General features: G+C 29.4%; 11 protein-coding genes and 1 pseudogene. 11 read left to right on the top strand and 1 reads right to left on the bottom strand.

The window, feature by feature from the left end; all coding sequences use genetic code 11:
• Positions 1-461 precede the first annotated feature (461 nt).
• On the top strand, positions 462-1,181 hold the full coding sequence (locus Q0F58_RS07015; protein ID WP_294374210.1) for a DUF3298 and DUF4163 domain-containing protein: 720 nt from the start codon (positions 462-464) through the stop codon (positions 1,179-1,181).
• Positions 1,182-1,188: 7 nt separating this feature from the next.
• Here the strand turns inward: Q0F58_RS07015 and hydE are convergent, their stop codons facing one another.
• Complete coding sequence (gene hydE, locus Q0F58_RS07010; RefSeq protein ID WP_294374207.1) at positions 1,189-2,244, bottom strand: [FeFe] hydrogenase H-cluster radical SAM maturase HydE; 1,056 nt, start codon at positions 2,242-2,244, stop codon at positions 1,189-1,191.
• 148 nt (positions 2,245-2,392) lie between these two features.
• Between hydE and Q0F58_RS07005 the strand changes: the two genes are divergently transcribed.
• From Q0F58_RS07005 to Q0F58_RS06965, 10 genes and pseudogenes are all read left to right on the top strand, one after another.
• Positions 2,393-3,235 carry a patatin family protein gene (locus Q0F58_RS07005; RefSeq protein WP_294374203.1) on the top strand — a complete coding sequence of 281 codons (843 nt, stop codon included), beginning with the start codon at positions 2,393-2,395 and terminating at the stop codon, positions 3,233-3,235.
• A gap of 142 nt (positions 3,236-3,377) precedes the next feature.
• Positions 3,378-4,670, top strand: coding sequence for a YecA family protein (locus tag Q0F58_RS07000; RefSeq protein WP_294374200.1), 1,293 nt, complete (start codon positions 3,378-3,380; stop codon positions 4,668-4,670).
• A gap of 475 nt (positions 4,671-5,145) precedes the next feature.
• Positions 5,146-6,087 (top strand): M14 family metallopeptidase, encoded by a 942-nt coding sequence (locus tag Q0F58_RS06995; protein ID WP_294374195.1) that lies wholly within the window; start codon positions 5,146-5,148, stop codon positions 6,085-6,087.
• Positions 6,080-7,015 carry a M14 family metallopeptidase gene (locus Q0F58_RS06990; protein ID WP_294374192.1) on the top strand — a complete coding sequence of 312 codons (936 nt, stop codon included), beginning with the start codon at positions 6,080-6,082 and terminating at the stop codon, positions 7,013-7,015. The genes Q0F58_RS06995 and Q0F58_RS06990 overlap by 8 nt, the downstream gene beginning before the upstream one ends.
• Before the next feature lie 576 nt (positions 7,016-7,591).
• Positions 7,592-8,809 carry an aspartate aminotransferase family protein gene (locus Q0F58_RS06985; protein WP_294374187.1) on the top strand — a complete coding sequence of 406 codons (1,218 nt, stop codon included), beginning with the start codon at positions 7,592-7,594 and terminating at the stop codon, positions 8,807-8,809.
• A gap of 91 nt (positions 8,810-8,900) precedes the next feature.
• Entirely contained in the window at positions 8,901-9,500 is a 600-nt protein-coding gene (locus Q0F58_RS06980; protein ID WP_294374185.1) for an AAA family ATPase, read from the top strand.
• 156 nt (positions 9,501-9,656) lie between these two features.
• Positions 9,657-10,991: pseudogene (locus tag Q0F58_RS19625) on the top strand (APC family permease); the annotation flags it as partial.
• 234 nt (positions 10,992-11,225) lie between these two features.
• Complete coding sequence (locus tag Q0F58_RS19620; RefSeq protein WP_367118160.1) at positions 11,226-12,356, top strand: iron-containing alcohol dehydrogenase; 1,131 nt, start codon at positions 11,226-11,228, stop codon at positions 12,354-12,356.
• A gap of 188 nt (positions 12,357-12,544) precedes the next feature.
• Positions 12,545-13,114 carry a helix-turn-helix domain-containing protein gene (locus tag Q0F58_RS06970; RefSeq protein ID WP_294374180.1) on the top strand — a complete coding sequence of 190 codons (570 nt, stop codon included), beginning with the start codon at positions 12,545-12,547 and terminating at the stop codon, positions 13,112-13,114.
• Positions 13,115-13,370: 256 nt separating this feature from the next.
• Positions 13,371-14,438, top strand: a complete 1,068-nt coding sequence (locus Q0F58_RS06965) for a mannose-1-phosphate guanylyltransferase (protein WP_294374176.1) — start codon at positions 13,371-13,373, stop codon at positions 14,436-14,438.
• The last annotated feature ends 618 nt before the right edge of the window (positions 14,439-15,056 follow it).

The following is a 15,056-nucleotide window of genomic DNA, read 5'->3' as shown; positions in this document are numbered from 1 at the left end:
TACTTAATCTCCTTAATAATATTTTATTTAACTAATATATTCATATGTAAGTATAGATAAATATTATTATTTTATCAATAAAATAATAATATTTATCTTATGTTGTAAGATTAAAATTTATCTGATACAGATAAATTTGTAAATTGTTAATTCAATATATAACTGTAGAATTTGCTTATTATATTAAAAATATGTATTGTTGGAAAAATAATTTTGTATATTAATATAAAAAAGTTTATTTAAATAGAAAATATATATTTAATGATGATTTTAACTAATGAATTTAGAGTAAAATTGAAAAAGTGTAGCATAATAAATAAATAGTACAACTTATTCACATTATCCACAGCAGCATGTGGATAAACTGTTATAAAATTGTTTATAAACAAATTTATACATGTGAAATATGTGGATATATACATTAAAATATCATAAAAAAGAAATATATTGTAGGTGATGTAATGAAGTTATTAACAATGTTTATAGGGGTTTTGAGTATATGTGGAATGTTATCCACAGAATATGATTATAAAATGTATAAAACATGTGAATTATCTCAAAGTAATAATGTTAATATTGTGGAAAACTCAATTTATAAAAATGAAAAATATATAAAAGAAGATTTAAAAATACCACAATTCAAAGGTAATTTAAAAGCACTAGAAGAAGTTAATATGAAAATAGAAAATGATATAATGCCAAAACTTAATGAAGCAGAAAAAGCAGCCGAGGAATATTATAAGAACAGTAAAAATGATGTGCCAGCATTTCCATTTGAAGTTAATTCGCAATATACTATAACAGAAAATAATGATTATCTGATAAGTTTGTATAATGATTATTATGAATTTTTAGGAGGAGCTCATGGTATAACTATCAGAACATCGTATAATATTGAAAAAAAATCAGGGAAAATGCTTAAATTGAGTGATTTATTTAAGGAAGGATATGACTATAAATCTGTTATTAATAGTTATATAAGAAAACAAATAGAAAATAATCAAAAAGATTATTTTGAATCAGCAGATAAGTTTAAAGGAATTAGTGATGATCAGGGTTATTATATTAGTGGAAGTAATATAATAATATATTATCAACAATATGAAATTGCACCATATGCTGGTGGAATACGAGAATTTAGAATTCCACTAGATCATATGGAATTAAATTATAAGTTGTAATATGTACTTATGAAGTAGTAGTGGTGTGTGTGTTTATATTAAGATTTCCTCTAAAGCCATAACCATCAGAAATAACACGTCCTATATTTGTGATTTTTCCAGTAATACATCCTCGGCAGTGTATAGGTGTATCGCCAGTGCATATTTTTCCAGGATAAAGGGCATAGAGTTTTCGATATTCTCCTTCAGTAACATTAGGCATAACTACATTTGCACCACTTTGAAGTGCTTTAATTCTTCCATTTGGTTCTAATGATTCCATTGCAGTAGTTGCTGGAATATTTATATCAGGAAGAATCAATCGTGTTATTGCCATGACTTTTAATGCTAAAGTTAGAGTACCACCTTTCGCATTTTTTAATGGGGTATCCTGATTTGGAATAAATGGTCCAATACCAATCATGTCAGCATTGATTTGCTTAAAAAATAAAATATCCTTTGCAATAGATTCAAGTGTCTGTCCAGGAAGACCTATAAGGGTTCCGCTACCAACTTCATATCCTAAGTTACCTAAATTTTTGAGACATTGAACCCTTTCATCAAAGTTCATGCCAGGATCCATATCTTCATAAAGTTTTCTATCAGTGGTTTCAATACGTATCAGATATCTGTCTGCACCTGCATCTTTAAATGCTTTATATTGTTCGTAAGTTTTTTCACCAAGACTTAATGTAAGTGCTACATCAAGGTTTTTGATTTTCTTTATTATGTTAACCATTCTTTCAGTAGTAAAATATTCATCTTCACCACCTTGAAGCACTATTGTTTTATATCCATAGTTAACAGCTTTTTGGGCAAAATCAATTATTTCATCTTCGCTTAATCTATAGCGTTTTAAATTATGATTATCTCTTCTTAATCCGCAATACATGCAGTTTCTTTTGCATATATTGGTAAATTCAATAAGTCCTCTTAAATGAACTAGATTTCCTAGATATTTTTCACGTACTTCATCAGCAGTTTTAAAAAGTAATTCATTTATTGAATTGTCTTTTAGTAATTGCAAGATCTCAATCTCATTTAAATTATGAGTTAATTTTGCTTTTTCAATAATATTCTTCATTATTTCCTCCAATGGTTAAACTTTAAGATAATTATATAATAAAATTACAAATTAGAACAATAATGATAGATGAATCAGATTATAACAAAAATGACTAAAAAAATAAAATCGGTTATAATTTAATATAGAAATTAAGGAGGTGCAGTTTATGACTGGTCTGGTATTAGAAGGTGGAGCTTTCAGGGGGCTGTTTACAGCAGGAGTGTTGGATGCATTATTAGATATAAAGGCAGATTTTAAGTATGTCATTGGAGTATCTGCTGGTGCTACAAATGCTTATTCATATATATCAAAGCAAAGAGGAAGAAATCTTGAAATAATGGAAAAATTCATTGATCATAAAAGATATGTTGGATATGGAAATTTAATAAGGTGTAAAGCAATTATGGATCTGGATTTTGTTTTTGATGAAATCCCAAATAAATATTGTGTATTTGATTATGATACATTTTATAAATATGATGGAAAAATTCTTGCAGGCCTATTTAATATTGAAAGTGGAGAAGTTGAATATTTTGATAAGGATGCACTTGATGAAAAAAATATGATTTTGAGAGGAAGCTGTGCAATACCATTTATGTTTCCGTTTGCTAATATAAAAGGAAAACTTTATGCTGATGGAGGACTTAAAGACTCAATTCCTATAAAAAAATCTCTTAAGGATGGAAATGAGAAAAATTTGATTGTACTTACTAGAAATGAAGGATATAGAAAGAAGCAGTCAAAAGCTAATAAATTAGCATATAAATTTTATAAGAAAAAATATCCTAAGCTTGCACAAGTTTTAGTAAATAGATATAAGGAATATAATGAGCAGATAGAATTATGTGAAGAACTAGAAAAAAGAGGAGATGCAATTATAATAAGGCCTACAGTAAAGATGGATATATCAAGATTTGAAAGAGACAGAAATAAATTAAGAGCAATATACCAGAATGGTTATGATCTTATAATTAAGAATAAAGATAAAATTTTGAATTATATGAATTAAATAAGAATTTGAAAATAATTTATATAACATATATAATAATATATTGATATAGCTCTGAAAATCTTAAGATTCCCAGAGCTTTTAAATTGTTAAATAATAAATGTTAGTATATGAAGATGAGACCATAAAAGGAGATATTTACTTGAAAGAAAAAGATAAAAACTTAAATGAAAATGTTATAGAAATGGATATGAATAAAAAGAAAGAACAGAAGCATGAATGTAGTAATTGTGGTGAAGAAGCTATTTATTACAATACTGATACTCAAAAGTGGTTATGCGAAAACTGCAAAAATATTGAAGATGAATTGGATAAAGCAGCAGCAAAAATGGAGAAAAAACTCAGTAAGAGAGTATATTCATTTGATATAAAGGAACTTATTGAATGTTTATCAAAAGATGAAATATATAATATTGCAAGAAACTTAGGTGTTGCAAAAATATCAGGATTGAATAAAGATAAGCTAGCAGAGAAGGTTATAGAAGAATATAAACCTTTAGTAGAAAAGAGAATCGAACTTTTTGAAGAAGAAAGATACAAAATATTAAAAAGTTATGTAGACAAAAAAGGTGTAAAAAAGTTTGATGAAATAGATGAGGACGAAGTAGAAAAGTGTGCATACTTCATACAGCAAGGAATATTATATCCAACAGTAAAGAATGAACAATCTGTATTTTTAATGCCTAAAATAGTTCAGAATCTTGTTAAGGATAGAAATGATATAGAGTATAGACGTAGATTAAGACTTAATACTGAATTAGTAAACATATATAGAGGCATGAATAAGATTTATGGAGTATTAAAAATAGAAGATGCAGTGTCTATGCTTGAAAAATTTAAAGATAATAATGAAATTAATTTATTAGATTTACTTAGAGAAGCATCGTATTATTATAATGAATTCAGAGAAGAAAAAGGATATTTTATAAATAATGAGATAGACGATTATAAAGAAGTATTAAAGGATATTGAAAAAGAAGGAATACAGGAATACGCATTTGTATCTAAAGATGAATTAATAAGTATGTCTGAAATTAACTGGGTTTATAACAGTAAGGCAGGTAAATCATTCTATAAGGAATTTACATCTATGTTCAGTGTGGATAAAGATATGACAATTGCAATGATGGAAGATTTAGCATTAGATGTACAGGAATTAGAACCATCTGAAGCTGTAGATAGAATGATTGAACTTATTAATATAGAGACAGAGGATGTAAAATTTGTTGCATCAAAAATGATGAATAAGTTTGTAAAGAAGATAAGATTGTGGAAGTTAAAGGGGAATTCAACTAATGATGCTAAATCAACAGCTTTGAGTGAGAATGTAAATAAAGCTGTTGGAAGAAATGAACCTTGTCCTTGCGGAAGTGGTAAGAAGTATAAAAAATGTTGTGGAAAAAATGGGAATGTAGTTCAGCTTCCAGTAAAATAGAATTGATTTATTATAATTAGTAGTTATATTGACATAAATTTTTTGGAATGGTAAAATTTTATCAAGACGAAGGTGTTTTAAACACCTTCGTCTTTTTTGATGTATGGATCAGTTATTACAAAAGTGATGATGTATTGAAGTTTAAATGCGGTGCATGTCGAGATTATGTATATTTAATTACTGTTTTGTGAATATATGCCAAAATCATAAAGATAAATGGTACGATTGATGATTAGTGAATGGGTGACTCATAAATAGTTGAAATATATGATTATTGAATATGTAAGAGAATTAATCTTATAAACAACAAGATAGTAGATTATTATTATATAAAACTATCTTATAGAAAAGATTATAGGGGGTGTGTAATAGTTAAATGTGTTTTTATGTTATTACAAAATTAAGAAGAGAAAATATATTTTTTGATTAAGGAAATTTAACAATATAAGTGAGAAATATTTGAGGAGGAATATTTATGATTAATACAGTAGTGTCAGTTGGACTTCCAGTTGATGAAAATATGATCATAAGAAAAAATACTTTAAAGCCTGAAAAATTAACAGGTGATGAAAAAAGAATATGTATAGTTACTGGAACTCATGGAGATGAACTTGAGGGACAATATGTATGTTATGAAATGAATAGAATAATAAAAGAAAATATGGATAAATTAAAAGGAATTGTTGATATATATCCAGCATTAAATCCACTTGGAATAGATTCCATACAGCGTGGAATACCAATGTTTGATCTTGATATGAATAGAATTTTTCCAGGTAATGAAGATGGAGCTATGGCAGAGTATGTAGCATCTCAGATAATATCAGATATAAGTGGAGCCGATATGTGTATAGACATCCATGCAAGTAATATATTTTTAAGGGAAATACCTCAAGTGAGAATAAATGAAAACAGTAAAGATAAATTGTTGGATTATGCAAAATTAATCAATACAGATTTCATATGGGTTCATGAATCTGTAACTGTTTTAGAATCAACACTTGCTTATAGTTTGAATTCAATAGATGTTCCTACTCTTGTTGTTGAGATGGGAGTTGGGATGAGAATTACAGAAACTTATTGTAAACAGCTTGTTGATGGAATATTCAGACTTATGAAAGAAATGGGAATATGGTCTGGTGAAGTAAAAGAAGGAAGAGAACCAATAGTTTCTACTGATAGGGAAGTTGGTTTTGCAAATGCTAATACTTCTGGAATATTTATTCCAAAAGCAAGTCATTGGAGTACTATAAAAAAGAATGAGCAAATAGGAAGTATACTGAATGCTTTGACAGGAGACATTGAAGAAGAAATTCTTGCACCTTGTGATGGATTGATATTTACTTTAAGAGAATATCCAGTTGTGTATGCAGGTTCTCTTATTGCAAGGGTTCTTGGAGGTGAAAAAAATGATTAAAGATATAATCTTTTCATTAAAATCACCTTATAGAGATGATTTGAGGGTTACAGGATACAGATTTGGAAAAGGTGAAAAAACTGCATGTATAGTTGGAGCAATAAGAGGTAATGAAATACAGCAACTATATATATGTTCGCAGCTTATACAGGAGTTAAAGAAATTAGAAGAAAAAGGACATATAACTAGGAATAACGAAATTTTAATAATACCTTCAATAAATAAACATGCAATGAATATAGGTAAAAGATTCTGGGCATTAGACAATACTGATATAAACAGAATGTTTCCAGGTTATGAAGAAGGCGAGACAACACAAAGAATTGCAGCTGGAGTATTTAAAGAAGTTCAAGGATATACATATGGAATACAGTTTGCAAGTTTCTATATGCCTGGGGATTTTATACCACATGTAAGAATGATGGAAACAGGATATCAAAGCCCAAGTCTTGCAAATTTATTTGGTCTTCAATATGTTTTTATAAGAAAACCAAAACCAGTTGATACTACAACTTTAAATTATAACTGGCAGATTTGGAATACAAATGCTTTTTCAGTATATACAAATTGTACAGATGAAATAGATGAAGTATCAGCAAAACATGCAGTAACTGCTGTCTTAAGATTTCTTACAAGAATGGGAGTTATAAAGTATAATTGCCATAGTGGATATATAGCAAGTATAATAGAAGAAGATAATTTAAAGCCTATAATGGCAAAAAGTGCAGGAATTTTTAGAAGGAGAGTAAATCCGGGAGATGGAGTTGAAAGAGGAGATATTCTTGCAGAGATACTTGATCCATATGAAGGAACTGTTGTATCTAATGTTGTGTCTACAACAAATGGAATAGTATTTTTCGCACATAATGCTCCTCTTGTCATGGAAAATTCCGTTGTATTTAAAGTAATAAGAAGAATTCATGATTAAAACTAAAATATTTTGTAAAGCTATGTTATAAAAATCATCTGAAATAAAATTTTTAAATAAACTTATATTTTCCAAATAATAAAACTGTATAATAATTAAAGAAATCTTGAAAAGATTTCAATCTCCATTGTCAATTGGAATATATATATATATATATGAAAAAATAAGAAGCTGCTTATAGAAATATTAAATTCTGCTGCATACAATGCACTAGTTTTAATTTATATTTTTTATAAGACAGCTTTCTTTTTGTATTTTTATATAATAATAAAGAAATTTTTAATTACATTTATGTATGTTATAACGCATAATAATACGATATAAATGTGCTTTATATGATGTATATTCAAGATCTTGGCAAGAAAAAATAAAAAATATAAAACATATTGACAATATAACGCACAGGTGGTATATTCTATATATAGTAAAGATTAGAAAAAATAAATAGAAATTGAAACAATGGCGTTTCGGAAATTAGAGTTTTTCCGGAGCGCCTTTTTTGTTTTATAAAATGTATTAAATTAAGAACTTTAAAATAAAAAAACAGCCATTATAGGCAGATTGGGGAGATTTATTATGAAATTAAAAGATTTAGGATTAACAGCAGAGGATATTAAAGAAAAAGTAAATAAGTATATGATTGAAACTTATGAGCGTTTTGATTTTCTTGCAGAAACTGCTAAAGATCAATATATGTATGATGAAAAAGGAAATGCGTATCTTGATTTCTATGCAGGTATAGCAGTTAACTCAGCAGGAAACTGTAATGAAAAAGTTGTAGCAGCAGTAAAAGATCAAGTTGAAGATATAATGCATACATTTAACTATCCATATACAATTCCACAAGCTCTTTTGGCAGAAAAAGTTTGTACTACTATTGGAATGGATAAAATATTCTTCCAAAACTCAGGTACAGAAGCAAATGAAGCAATGATAAAGATGGCTCGTAAATATGGTGTTGAAAAATATGGTCCAAAGAGATATAACATTGTGACTGCAAAAGATGGTTTCCATGGAAGAACTTTTGGTGCTATGTCTGCGACAGGTCAACCTTACAATGGATGTCAAATTGGATTTGGACCTATGACTGATGGATTTACATATGCTGAATATAATAATCTTCAAGCGTTTAAAGATGCATGTACAGAAGATACAATTGCAATAATGATTGAACCTGTTCAAGGTGAAGGTGGTGTTCATCCAGCTACAATGGAATTTATGACAGGACTTAGAAAGTTCTGTGATGAAAAAGGAATGTTACTTCTTATTGATGAAGTTCAAAGTGGATGGTGCAGAACTGGTGCTGTAATGTCATTTATGAATTATGGAATAAAACCTGATATTGTATCTATGGCAAAAGCTCTTGGAGGAGGAATGCCAATTGGAGCTATATGTGCAAGTGAAGAAGTTTCAAAAGCATTTACACCAGGTTCTCATGGTACTACATTCGGTGGACACCCAGTATGCTGTGCAGCAGCTCTTGCAGAAGTAAATGAACTTCTTGATCGTGATCTTGCAGGAAATGCAAAGAAAATGGGAGCTTACTTCATGGATAAATTAAAAAGTTTACCACATGTAAAAGAAGTTAGAGGACAAGGACTATTGGTAGGTGTAGAATTCGATGATACAATAAGCGGAGTAGATGTTAAACATGAATGCTTACATAGAAAGCTTTTAATTACAGCAATCGGTTCACATATAATTCGTATGATACCACCATTAATAATAACTGAAGCTGATTGTGATAAAGCAGTAGAAATTATTAAAGAATCTGTTGAAGCATTAGCTAAATAGCTATATAAAGAGTAGAATCCGCGAAGAAATTGTTATTCAAATTTCTTCGCAGATTTAAAAATCATATATATAAAAGGAGGGGAACCAGATAATGAAACAAAAACATATTGTTGTAACAATTGGATGTGAATATGGCAGTGGTGGTCCTGAAATTGGAAAAATGATTGCAGATTCTCTTGGAATTGAATATTATAACAGGGATCTTGTGGATAAAGTTGTAGATAAAATAGGTGTAGAACGAGAATTGGTAGAACAAGCTGATAAAAAAAATAATGTTAAGTATGAGTATGATACAAAATATGGCCCAAGATATGCAAACCTTACCAATCGTGTAATTTATACGCAATTTGAGGTTATTCAAAAATTTGCCAAAAAGTCTTCTTGTGTTATTATTGGACGCTGTAGTGATTTCGCTTTAAAGGATCGTAAAGACTGCCTTAATATATTTATTTATGCTCCAGAAGAAATACGTGTAAAGTCTGTTATGGAACAAAAAAATATTTCAGAAAAGGAAGCAAAAGAATTAGTAAGATACAATGATGAACAGCTACATTCCCGTTATAAATATATAACAGGTTCTCATCGTGGAGACAGGCATAATCGTCATATGATGATTGACAGCAGTGTCTTAGGATGGTATAAAACAGCAAAATATATTGAACAATTAATCGATCTAAGATTTGAAGATTAATGTGGAATATTTGTAGCAATGGCATTTAACTATGTTTAATAAGGAATTATATAATTACATATTTATGAAATTTTAACAATGGCGTTAAAAATAAAATTTTTAAAGAGTTTTATTTTAATGCTTTTTTTATTTGATTTATTCAGCTAAAAGGGGGATATGCAGATGGAGAAAAAGAAATCTGAATTTGATAAAGTATTTAGTGCATGGGATATTCTTGTTATTGCATTTGGAGCTATGATTGGATGGGGATGGGTTGTATCTTCAGGTGATTGGATTGAAAAAGGTGGTGTACTTGGTGCTGCAATAGGGTTTGCTATTGGAGGTATAATGATATTCTTTGTTGGACTTACTTATGCTGAACTTACAGCAGCTATGCCTCAATGTGGTGGCGAGCATGTATTTAGTTACAAAGCAATGGGACCTATGGGCTCATTTGTTTGTACATGGGCAATAATTTTGGGATATGTAAGTGTTGTTTGTTTTGAGGCATGTGCACTTCCAACAATAATTCAATATATATTTCCATCATTTTTAAAAGGCTATTTGTATACAGTAGCTGGTTTTGATGTTTATGCCTCATGGGTTGCAGTTGCAGTTATATTAGCTATATTAATTACTTTTATTAATATAAAAGGAGCTAAAACAGCAGCTATGTTGCAGACTATACTTACAGGAATTATTGGCGGTGTTGGTATTTTATTAATAGTATCATCAGCTATAACTGGGGATGTATCAAATTTACAGACTCAATTATTCATAGGTGATTCTTCAGCAGGAATTCTAAAGGCAATATTTAGTGTTGCAGTAATGACTCCATTTTTCTTTATAGGTTTTGATGTTATTCCACAGGCAGCAGAAGAAATTAATCTTCCCTTAAAGAAGATAGGTAAAATATTAATTCTTTCAATCATATTAGCAGTTGCATTTTATGCATTAATAATTATTGCAGTTGGCTATTTAATGTCACCATCTGATATTATAGCATCTCAAGAAGGAAGTGGGTTAGTTACAGCAGATGCTATGGCTAAAGCATTTAACAGCAGTATAATGTCAAAAGTAATGATTATTGGTGGTATGTGTGGTATAGTAACAAGTTGGAATTCATTTATGATAGGTGGAAGCCGTGCTATGTATTCTATGGCAGAATCATATATGATTCCTAGATGTTTTGTAAAGTTACATAGCAAATATAAAACTCCAATAAATGCTCTTTATCTAATTGGAGCATTATCAGTTATTGCACCATTCTTTGGAAGAAAAATGCTTTTATGGATTATGGATGCAGGTAATTTCGGATGTTGTATGGCATATTGTATGGTTGCATTATCATTTATGATTTTGAGAAAGAAAAATCCTGAGATGCCACGTCCATATAAGGTTAAGCATTATAAAATTGTAGGGTGTATTGCAGTAGCGATGTCTGGATTTATGGTAGCAATGTATTTAATACCTAATTCAGGATGTTCTTTAGTATGGCAGGAATGGATTATGGCAGGAGGCTGGTCATTATTAGGATTCGTTTTTTGCATAACATGTAAATTTAAATATAAAGAAAAATTTGGATCACATATTGATGTAGCAAATGATGAACTTGGAGATGAAGAGCCGGCAGAAAATGAAGTAGTAGAAGATGTAGAGTCAATAAGTGATTATGCAATTGAAAAGGCAGTTATGGCTGCAAGAGATGAGTCAGCTGGATATGATGAGTCTGAAAAAGAACCTTCAATAGATTTCTCATATTTCTTACCAGTAAATATCGTATTTGGATTTGGAAAAGTAGTACAAGCAGGGAGTATTGCTGTGAAATATGGTAAGAAAGCATTGATTGTTACTGGAAAGAGCAGTGCTAAAAAGACAGGATTATATGATAAAGTTAATGACAGTTTGAAAGGAGCAGGATTAGAAACAGTATTATTTGATAAAGTGTCTCAAAATCCATTGACAACTACAGCAGAAGAAGGAGCAGATTTTGCAAAGAGAAATGGATGTGATGTTGTTGTTGCTATTGGTGGAGGAAGTATAATGGATTGTGCAAAAGGAATAGCTTTTCTTGCTATGAATGATGGCAACATAAATGATTATATTTTCAATAAGCGTCAAAGTGATAAGGCATTGCCTTTAATACTTATACCTACTACATGTGGTACTGGTTCAGAAGGAAATGGTTTTGCAGTTTTAACTAATCCTGAAACTGGTGATAAGAAATCATTACGCTGTAATGCAATTGTGGCAAAAGCATCAATTGTTGATCCAGAATGCATGATGACTATGCCTAAGAAAGTATTGGCATCTGTAGGATTTGATGCATTATGTCATTGTATTGAAGCATATACATCTAAAATTTCACAACCATTTACAGATGCATTAAGTCTTTATGGAATTTCATTAATAGCAGAAAATTTAGTAAATGTTTATAAAGATTCATCGGATAGAGAAGGATGGGAAAAGATAGCCCTTGCAAGCACTATTGGAGGTATGGTTATAAATACAGCAGGAGTTACTCTTGCACATGGAATGGAACATCCAGCAAGTGGATTGAAAGACATTGTTCATGGACAAGGACTTGCAGCTTTAGCACCTGTGGTTATTGAAGCATCTTATAAGGGTGAAAGATATAAATTCAGCAAAATTGCAAGAATTCTTGGAGGCATTACAGCAGAAGATTGTGCAATGAAGATTAGAACAATGCTTAAAGAACTTGAATTAAATGTTAAATTATCTGATCTTGGACTTGAAGAAAAAGATATTCCATGGATGGCTGAAAATTGTATGAAAGTTTCAGCAGCAAGTGTAGCAAATAACCCAATTGTATTTACTCAAGAAGAAATTGAAGATATATATAGAAAAGCTATGTAGTAAATAACGTATATAGAAATTTTGTGAATAATATGTAAAACCCTTAATAGTTAAAATCAAATAAAAAAAGAGATTTATTAAAATTGAAAGAATGCAGAGTATTAAATGAGGCAGTTAAAATTGAAGCTGCCTTATTTAGTATAATAAACTTGTTATCGAAAATATATGATGGAAGGAGGATGATTTTATTGAATAAAGCTGATTTTTTAGCACATAATGCTGCTATTAATTTAAAAAGAATCAGGCTGGCAAGAAAAATGAGTTTAGAGGAACTTGCAGAACAGACTGGAGTAAGTAAAAGTATGCTTGGACAGATTGAAAGAGGGGAATCAAATCCTACCCTCGGAACTATAGGGAAGATAGTAAGTGGTCTCAGAGTTGAATTTGATGATTTGATTCAAGAACCAGATTTAGAAGCATATCATGTTGATCATACGAAATTAATACCATCGAAAGAAGTACCGGGACAATATACTGTATATAATTATTTTCCATTTCAAAAGAAAAGAAATTTTGAAATATATATGATAGAAATTGAACCAGGAGCAACTTATTATAGTGGAGCACATGGCGAAAAAACGTGTGAATATATTATAGGAGTAGAGGGAATTTTAAAATTAAAAGTTGGAGACAGTCATTATACAATTCTTCCAGATGATGCACTTTCATTTAAAACTGATGTTGAACATTCTTATATTAATGAAACCAATGAAAAAGTAAAGATAATTGCTGTATTTGCTTTTGCACCTAAATTTTAGTGTATATTGTGATTTTGAGTTTTAATAATAGTTTTCACATTGTTAAGATAAGCTCTTAGGAATGAAGAGGTATTGTAAAATGAGAAGAGTAGAAAATAAAAAAATTGTGAATTAGATACTCTATTTAGATTTAAAAGATAAAATCATTTGAATCTAAATAGAGTATTTTAATGTAGTTATTGAGGCGATGATTATTCACAAATAGAAAAAATTCAACATATAATGAACTAGTATCATTACATGGAGTTGAAAGTGCGTGATATACGGGCTTATTTTAGCTGGAGGAAAGGGAAGCAGGCTATATCCTTTATCAAGAGCAAGTGCACCAAAACAATTTTTAAAGCTCATAAATGATAAAAGTTTTTTAGTCAATACAGTTGACAGGGTAACCTCAATAATAAACAAAGAAAATATTTATGTTGTAACCAACATGGAATATAGAGAAAAGGTTAAAAATGAACTTGATAATATAAATGAGAATAATATTTTTGTAGAACCTGCTAATAAGGAAACTGCGACATGTATAGGTTTATCAGCAGTAAAACTGTTAAAGCAGGATGCTGATGCAGTTATGGTGGTTCTTCCTTCAGATCATTATATTCAAGGTGAGAAAAATTATACAGACACCTTGTCTCAAGCTATTGAGCTTGCAAACAGAAGAAGATGTATTGTAACTTTAGGTATTGAGCCAAGCAGACCAGAGACGGGATATGGTTACATTGAAATGGGTGAAAGAATTGTAGGAAATATGCCAACTTATAAAATAGCAAGATTTACAGAGAAGCCCAATTTAGAAGTGGCAAAGGATTTTATATTAAAAGGAACTTATTTATGGAATTCTGGTATGTTTGTATTTAGAGCAGATGTAATTCTTCGTGAAATAGAAAAATATCTGCCTAAACTGCATAAATCATTAATGGAGATATATAAAAATTTAGGACAGGAAAATGAAGATGAAATTATAGAAGAGCAATATAAGCTTATTGATGGGATTTCCATTGATTTTGGTGTAATGCAGAAAACAAGAAAAGCATTTGTGATAAAATGTGATTTTGAATGGGATGATATGGGAAGTTTTGGTGCATTAAGCAGATTGCTAAAATCAAATGGAAACAATAGCATTTCTCAAAATGTCTATGTAGCAGATTGTGAAAATTGTTCAGTGTTTGGAGGAAAAAATTTAATAATAGGTTTTGGAATAAAAGATTTAGTAGTTGTAGATGCTGGGGATGTCATTTTGGTAATGGATAGAAACAAAGACCAAGATATAAAACATCTCTTAAATGACTTGAACAAAAAAGGAATATACAAGGATTATCTTTAAGATATAAAATAGCTACCTAGTTTGTTAGATTAGGTAGTTATTTAATTGTATTTAATTAAAACCACAGAGACTCAATCTGTGCTTTTAGCTATAAGTAGAAATTAAGAAAATCTGCTGTACAATAATGGTAAATTTATATAGTTATTGGTGAAACTTCTTAGTACTTAAGAATATTATGTTACATTAAAAATAGAGATACATAGATCTAATAGGTACTTGTACATTTATTAATTTATAGTTGTAATATAACGGTATTAAATCTAAACATAATAAATAAGAGAATTAAAACATTTATAAAGAAACCACATAAGAAAGAGCATAGAAAATTACCAAAAGAGATTTCTGATAAGTGTTTCTTATAAACAATGTAGTTAATTATAAATAAAATTAAAAAGAATAGTAAACTAAAAATTAAATTAAAAATAAAGTTATGTGATGTTGTAACAGTTGATATACTTAAACTTTTAGGATGATTTGATATTTGTTTAAGCATATCATATATACAATTAGCCACTAGTACAACAATTCCTTGAGTAAGAAAGATATTAAGAGCATTTTTTAATATTTTAGGTTTCATTATACACTGAACTAATGCTATGTTAATAAGAATAGGAATTA

Source organism: uncultured Clostridium sp. (assembly GCF_934754915.1).
GTDB lineage: Bacteria > Bacillota > Clostridia > Clostridiales > Clostridiaceae > Clostridium.
This window is presented reverse-complemented; position numbering and strand designations above follow the sequence as displayed.

What these genes read in the sequence shown, in the direction of transcription:
- Q0F58_RS07015 (WP_294374210.1), top strand. Translation starts at nt 462, where the DNA reads ATGAAGTTATTAACAATGTTTATAGGGGTTTTGAGTATATGTGGAATG.
- Q0F58_RS06980 (WP_294374185.1), top strand. Translation starts at nt 8,901, where the DNA reads ATGAAACAAAAACATATTGTTGTAACAATTGGATGTGAATATGGCAGT.
- Q0F58_RS06990 (WP_294374192.1), top strand. Translation starts at nt 6,080, where the DNA reads ATGATTAAAGATATAATCTTTTCATTAAAATCACCTTATAGAGATGAT.
- hydE (WP_294374207.1), bottom strand. Translation starts at nt 2,244, where the DNA reads ATGAAGAATATTATTGAAAAAGCAAAATTAACTCATAATTTAAATGAG.
- Q0F58_RS06995 (WP_294374195.1), top strand. Translation starts at nt 5,146, where the DNA reads ATGATTAATACAGTAGTGTCAGTTGGACTTCCAGTTGATGAAAATATG.
- Q0F58_RS06985 (WP_294374187.1), top strand. Translation starts at nt 7,592, where the DNA reads ATGAAATTAAAAGATTTAGGATTAACAGCAGAGGATATTAAAGAAAAA.
- Q0F58_RS07005 (WP_294374203.1), top strand. Translation starts at nt 2,393, where the DNA reads ATGACTGGTCTGGTATTAGAAGGTGGAGCTTTCAGGGGGCTGTTTACA.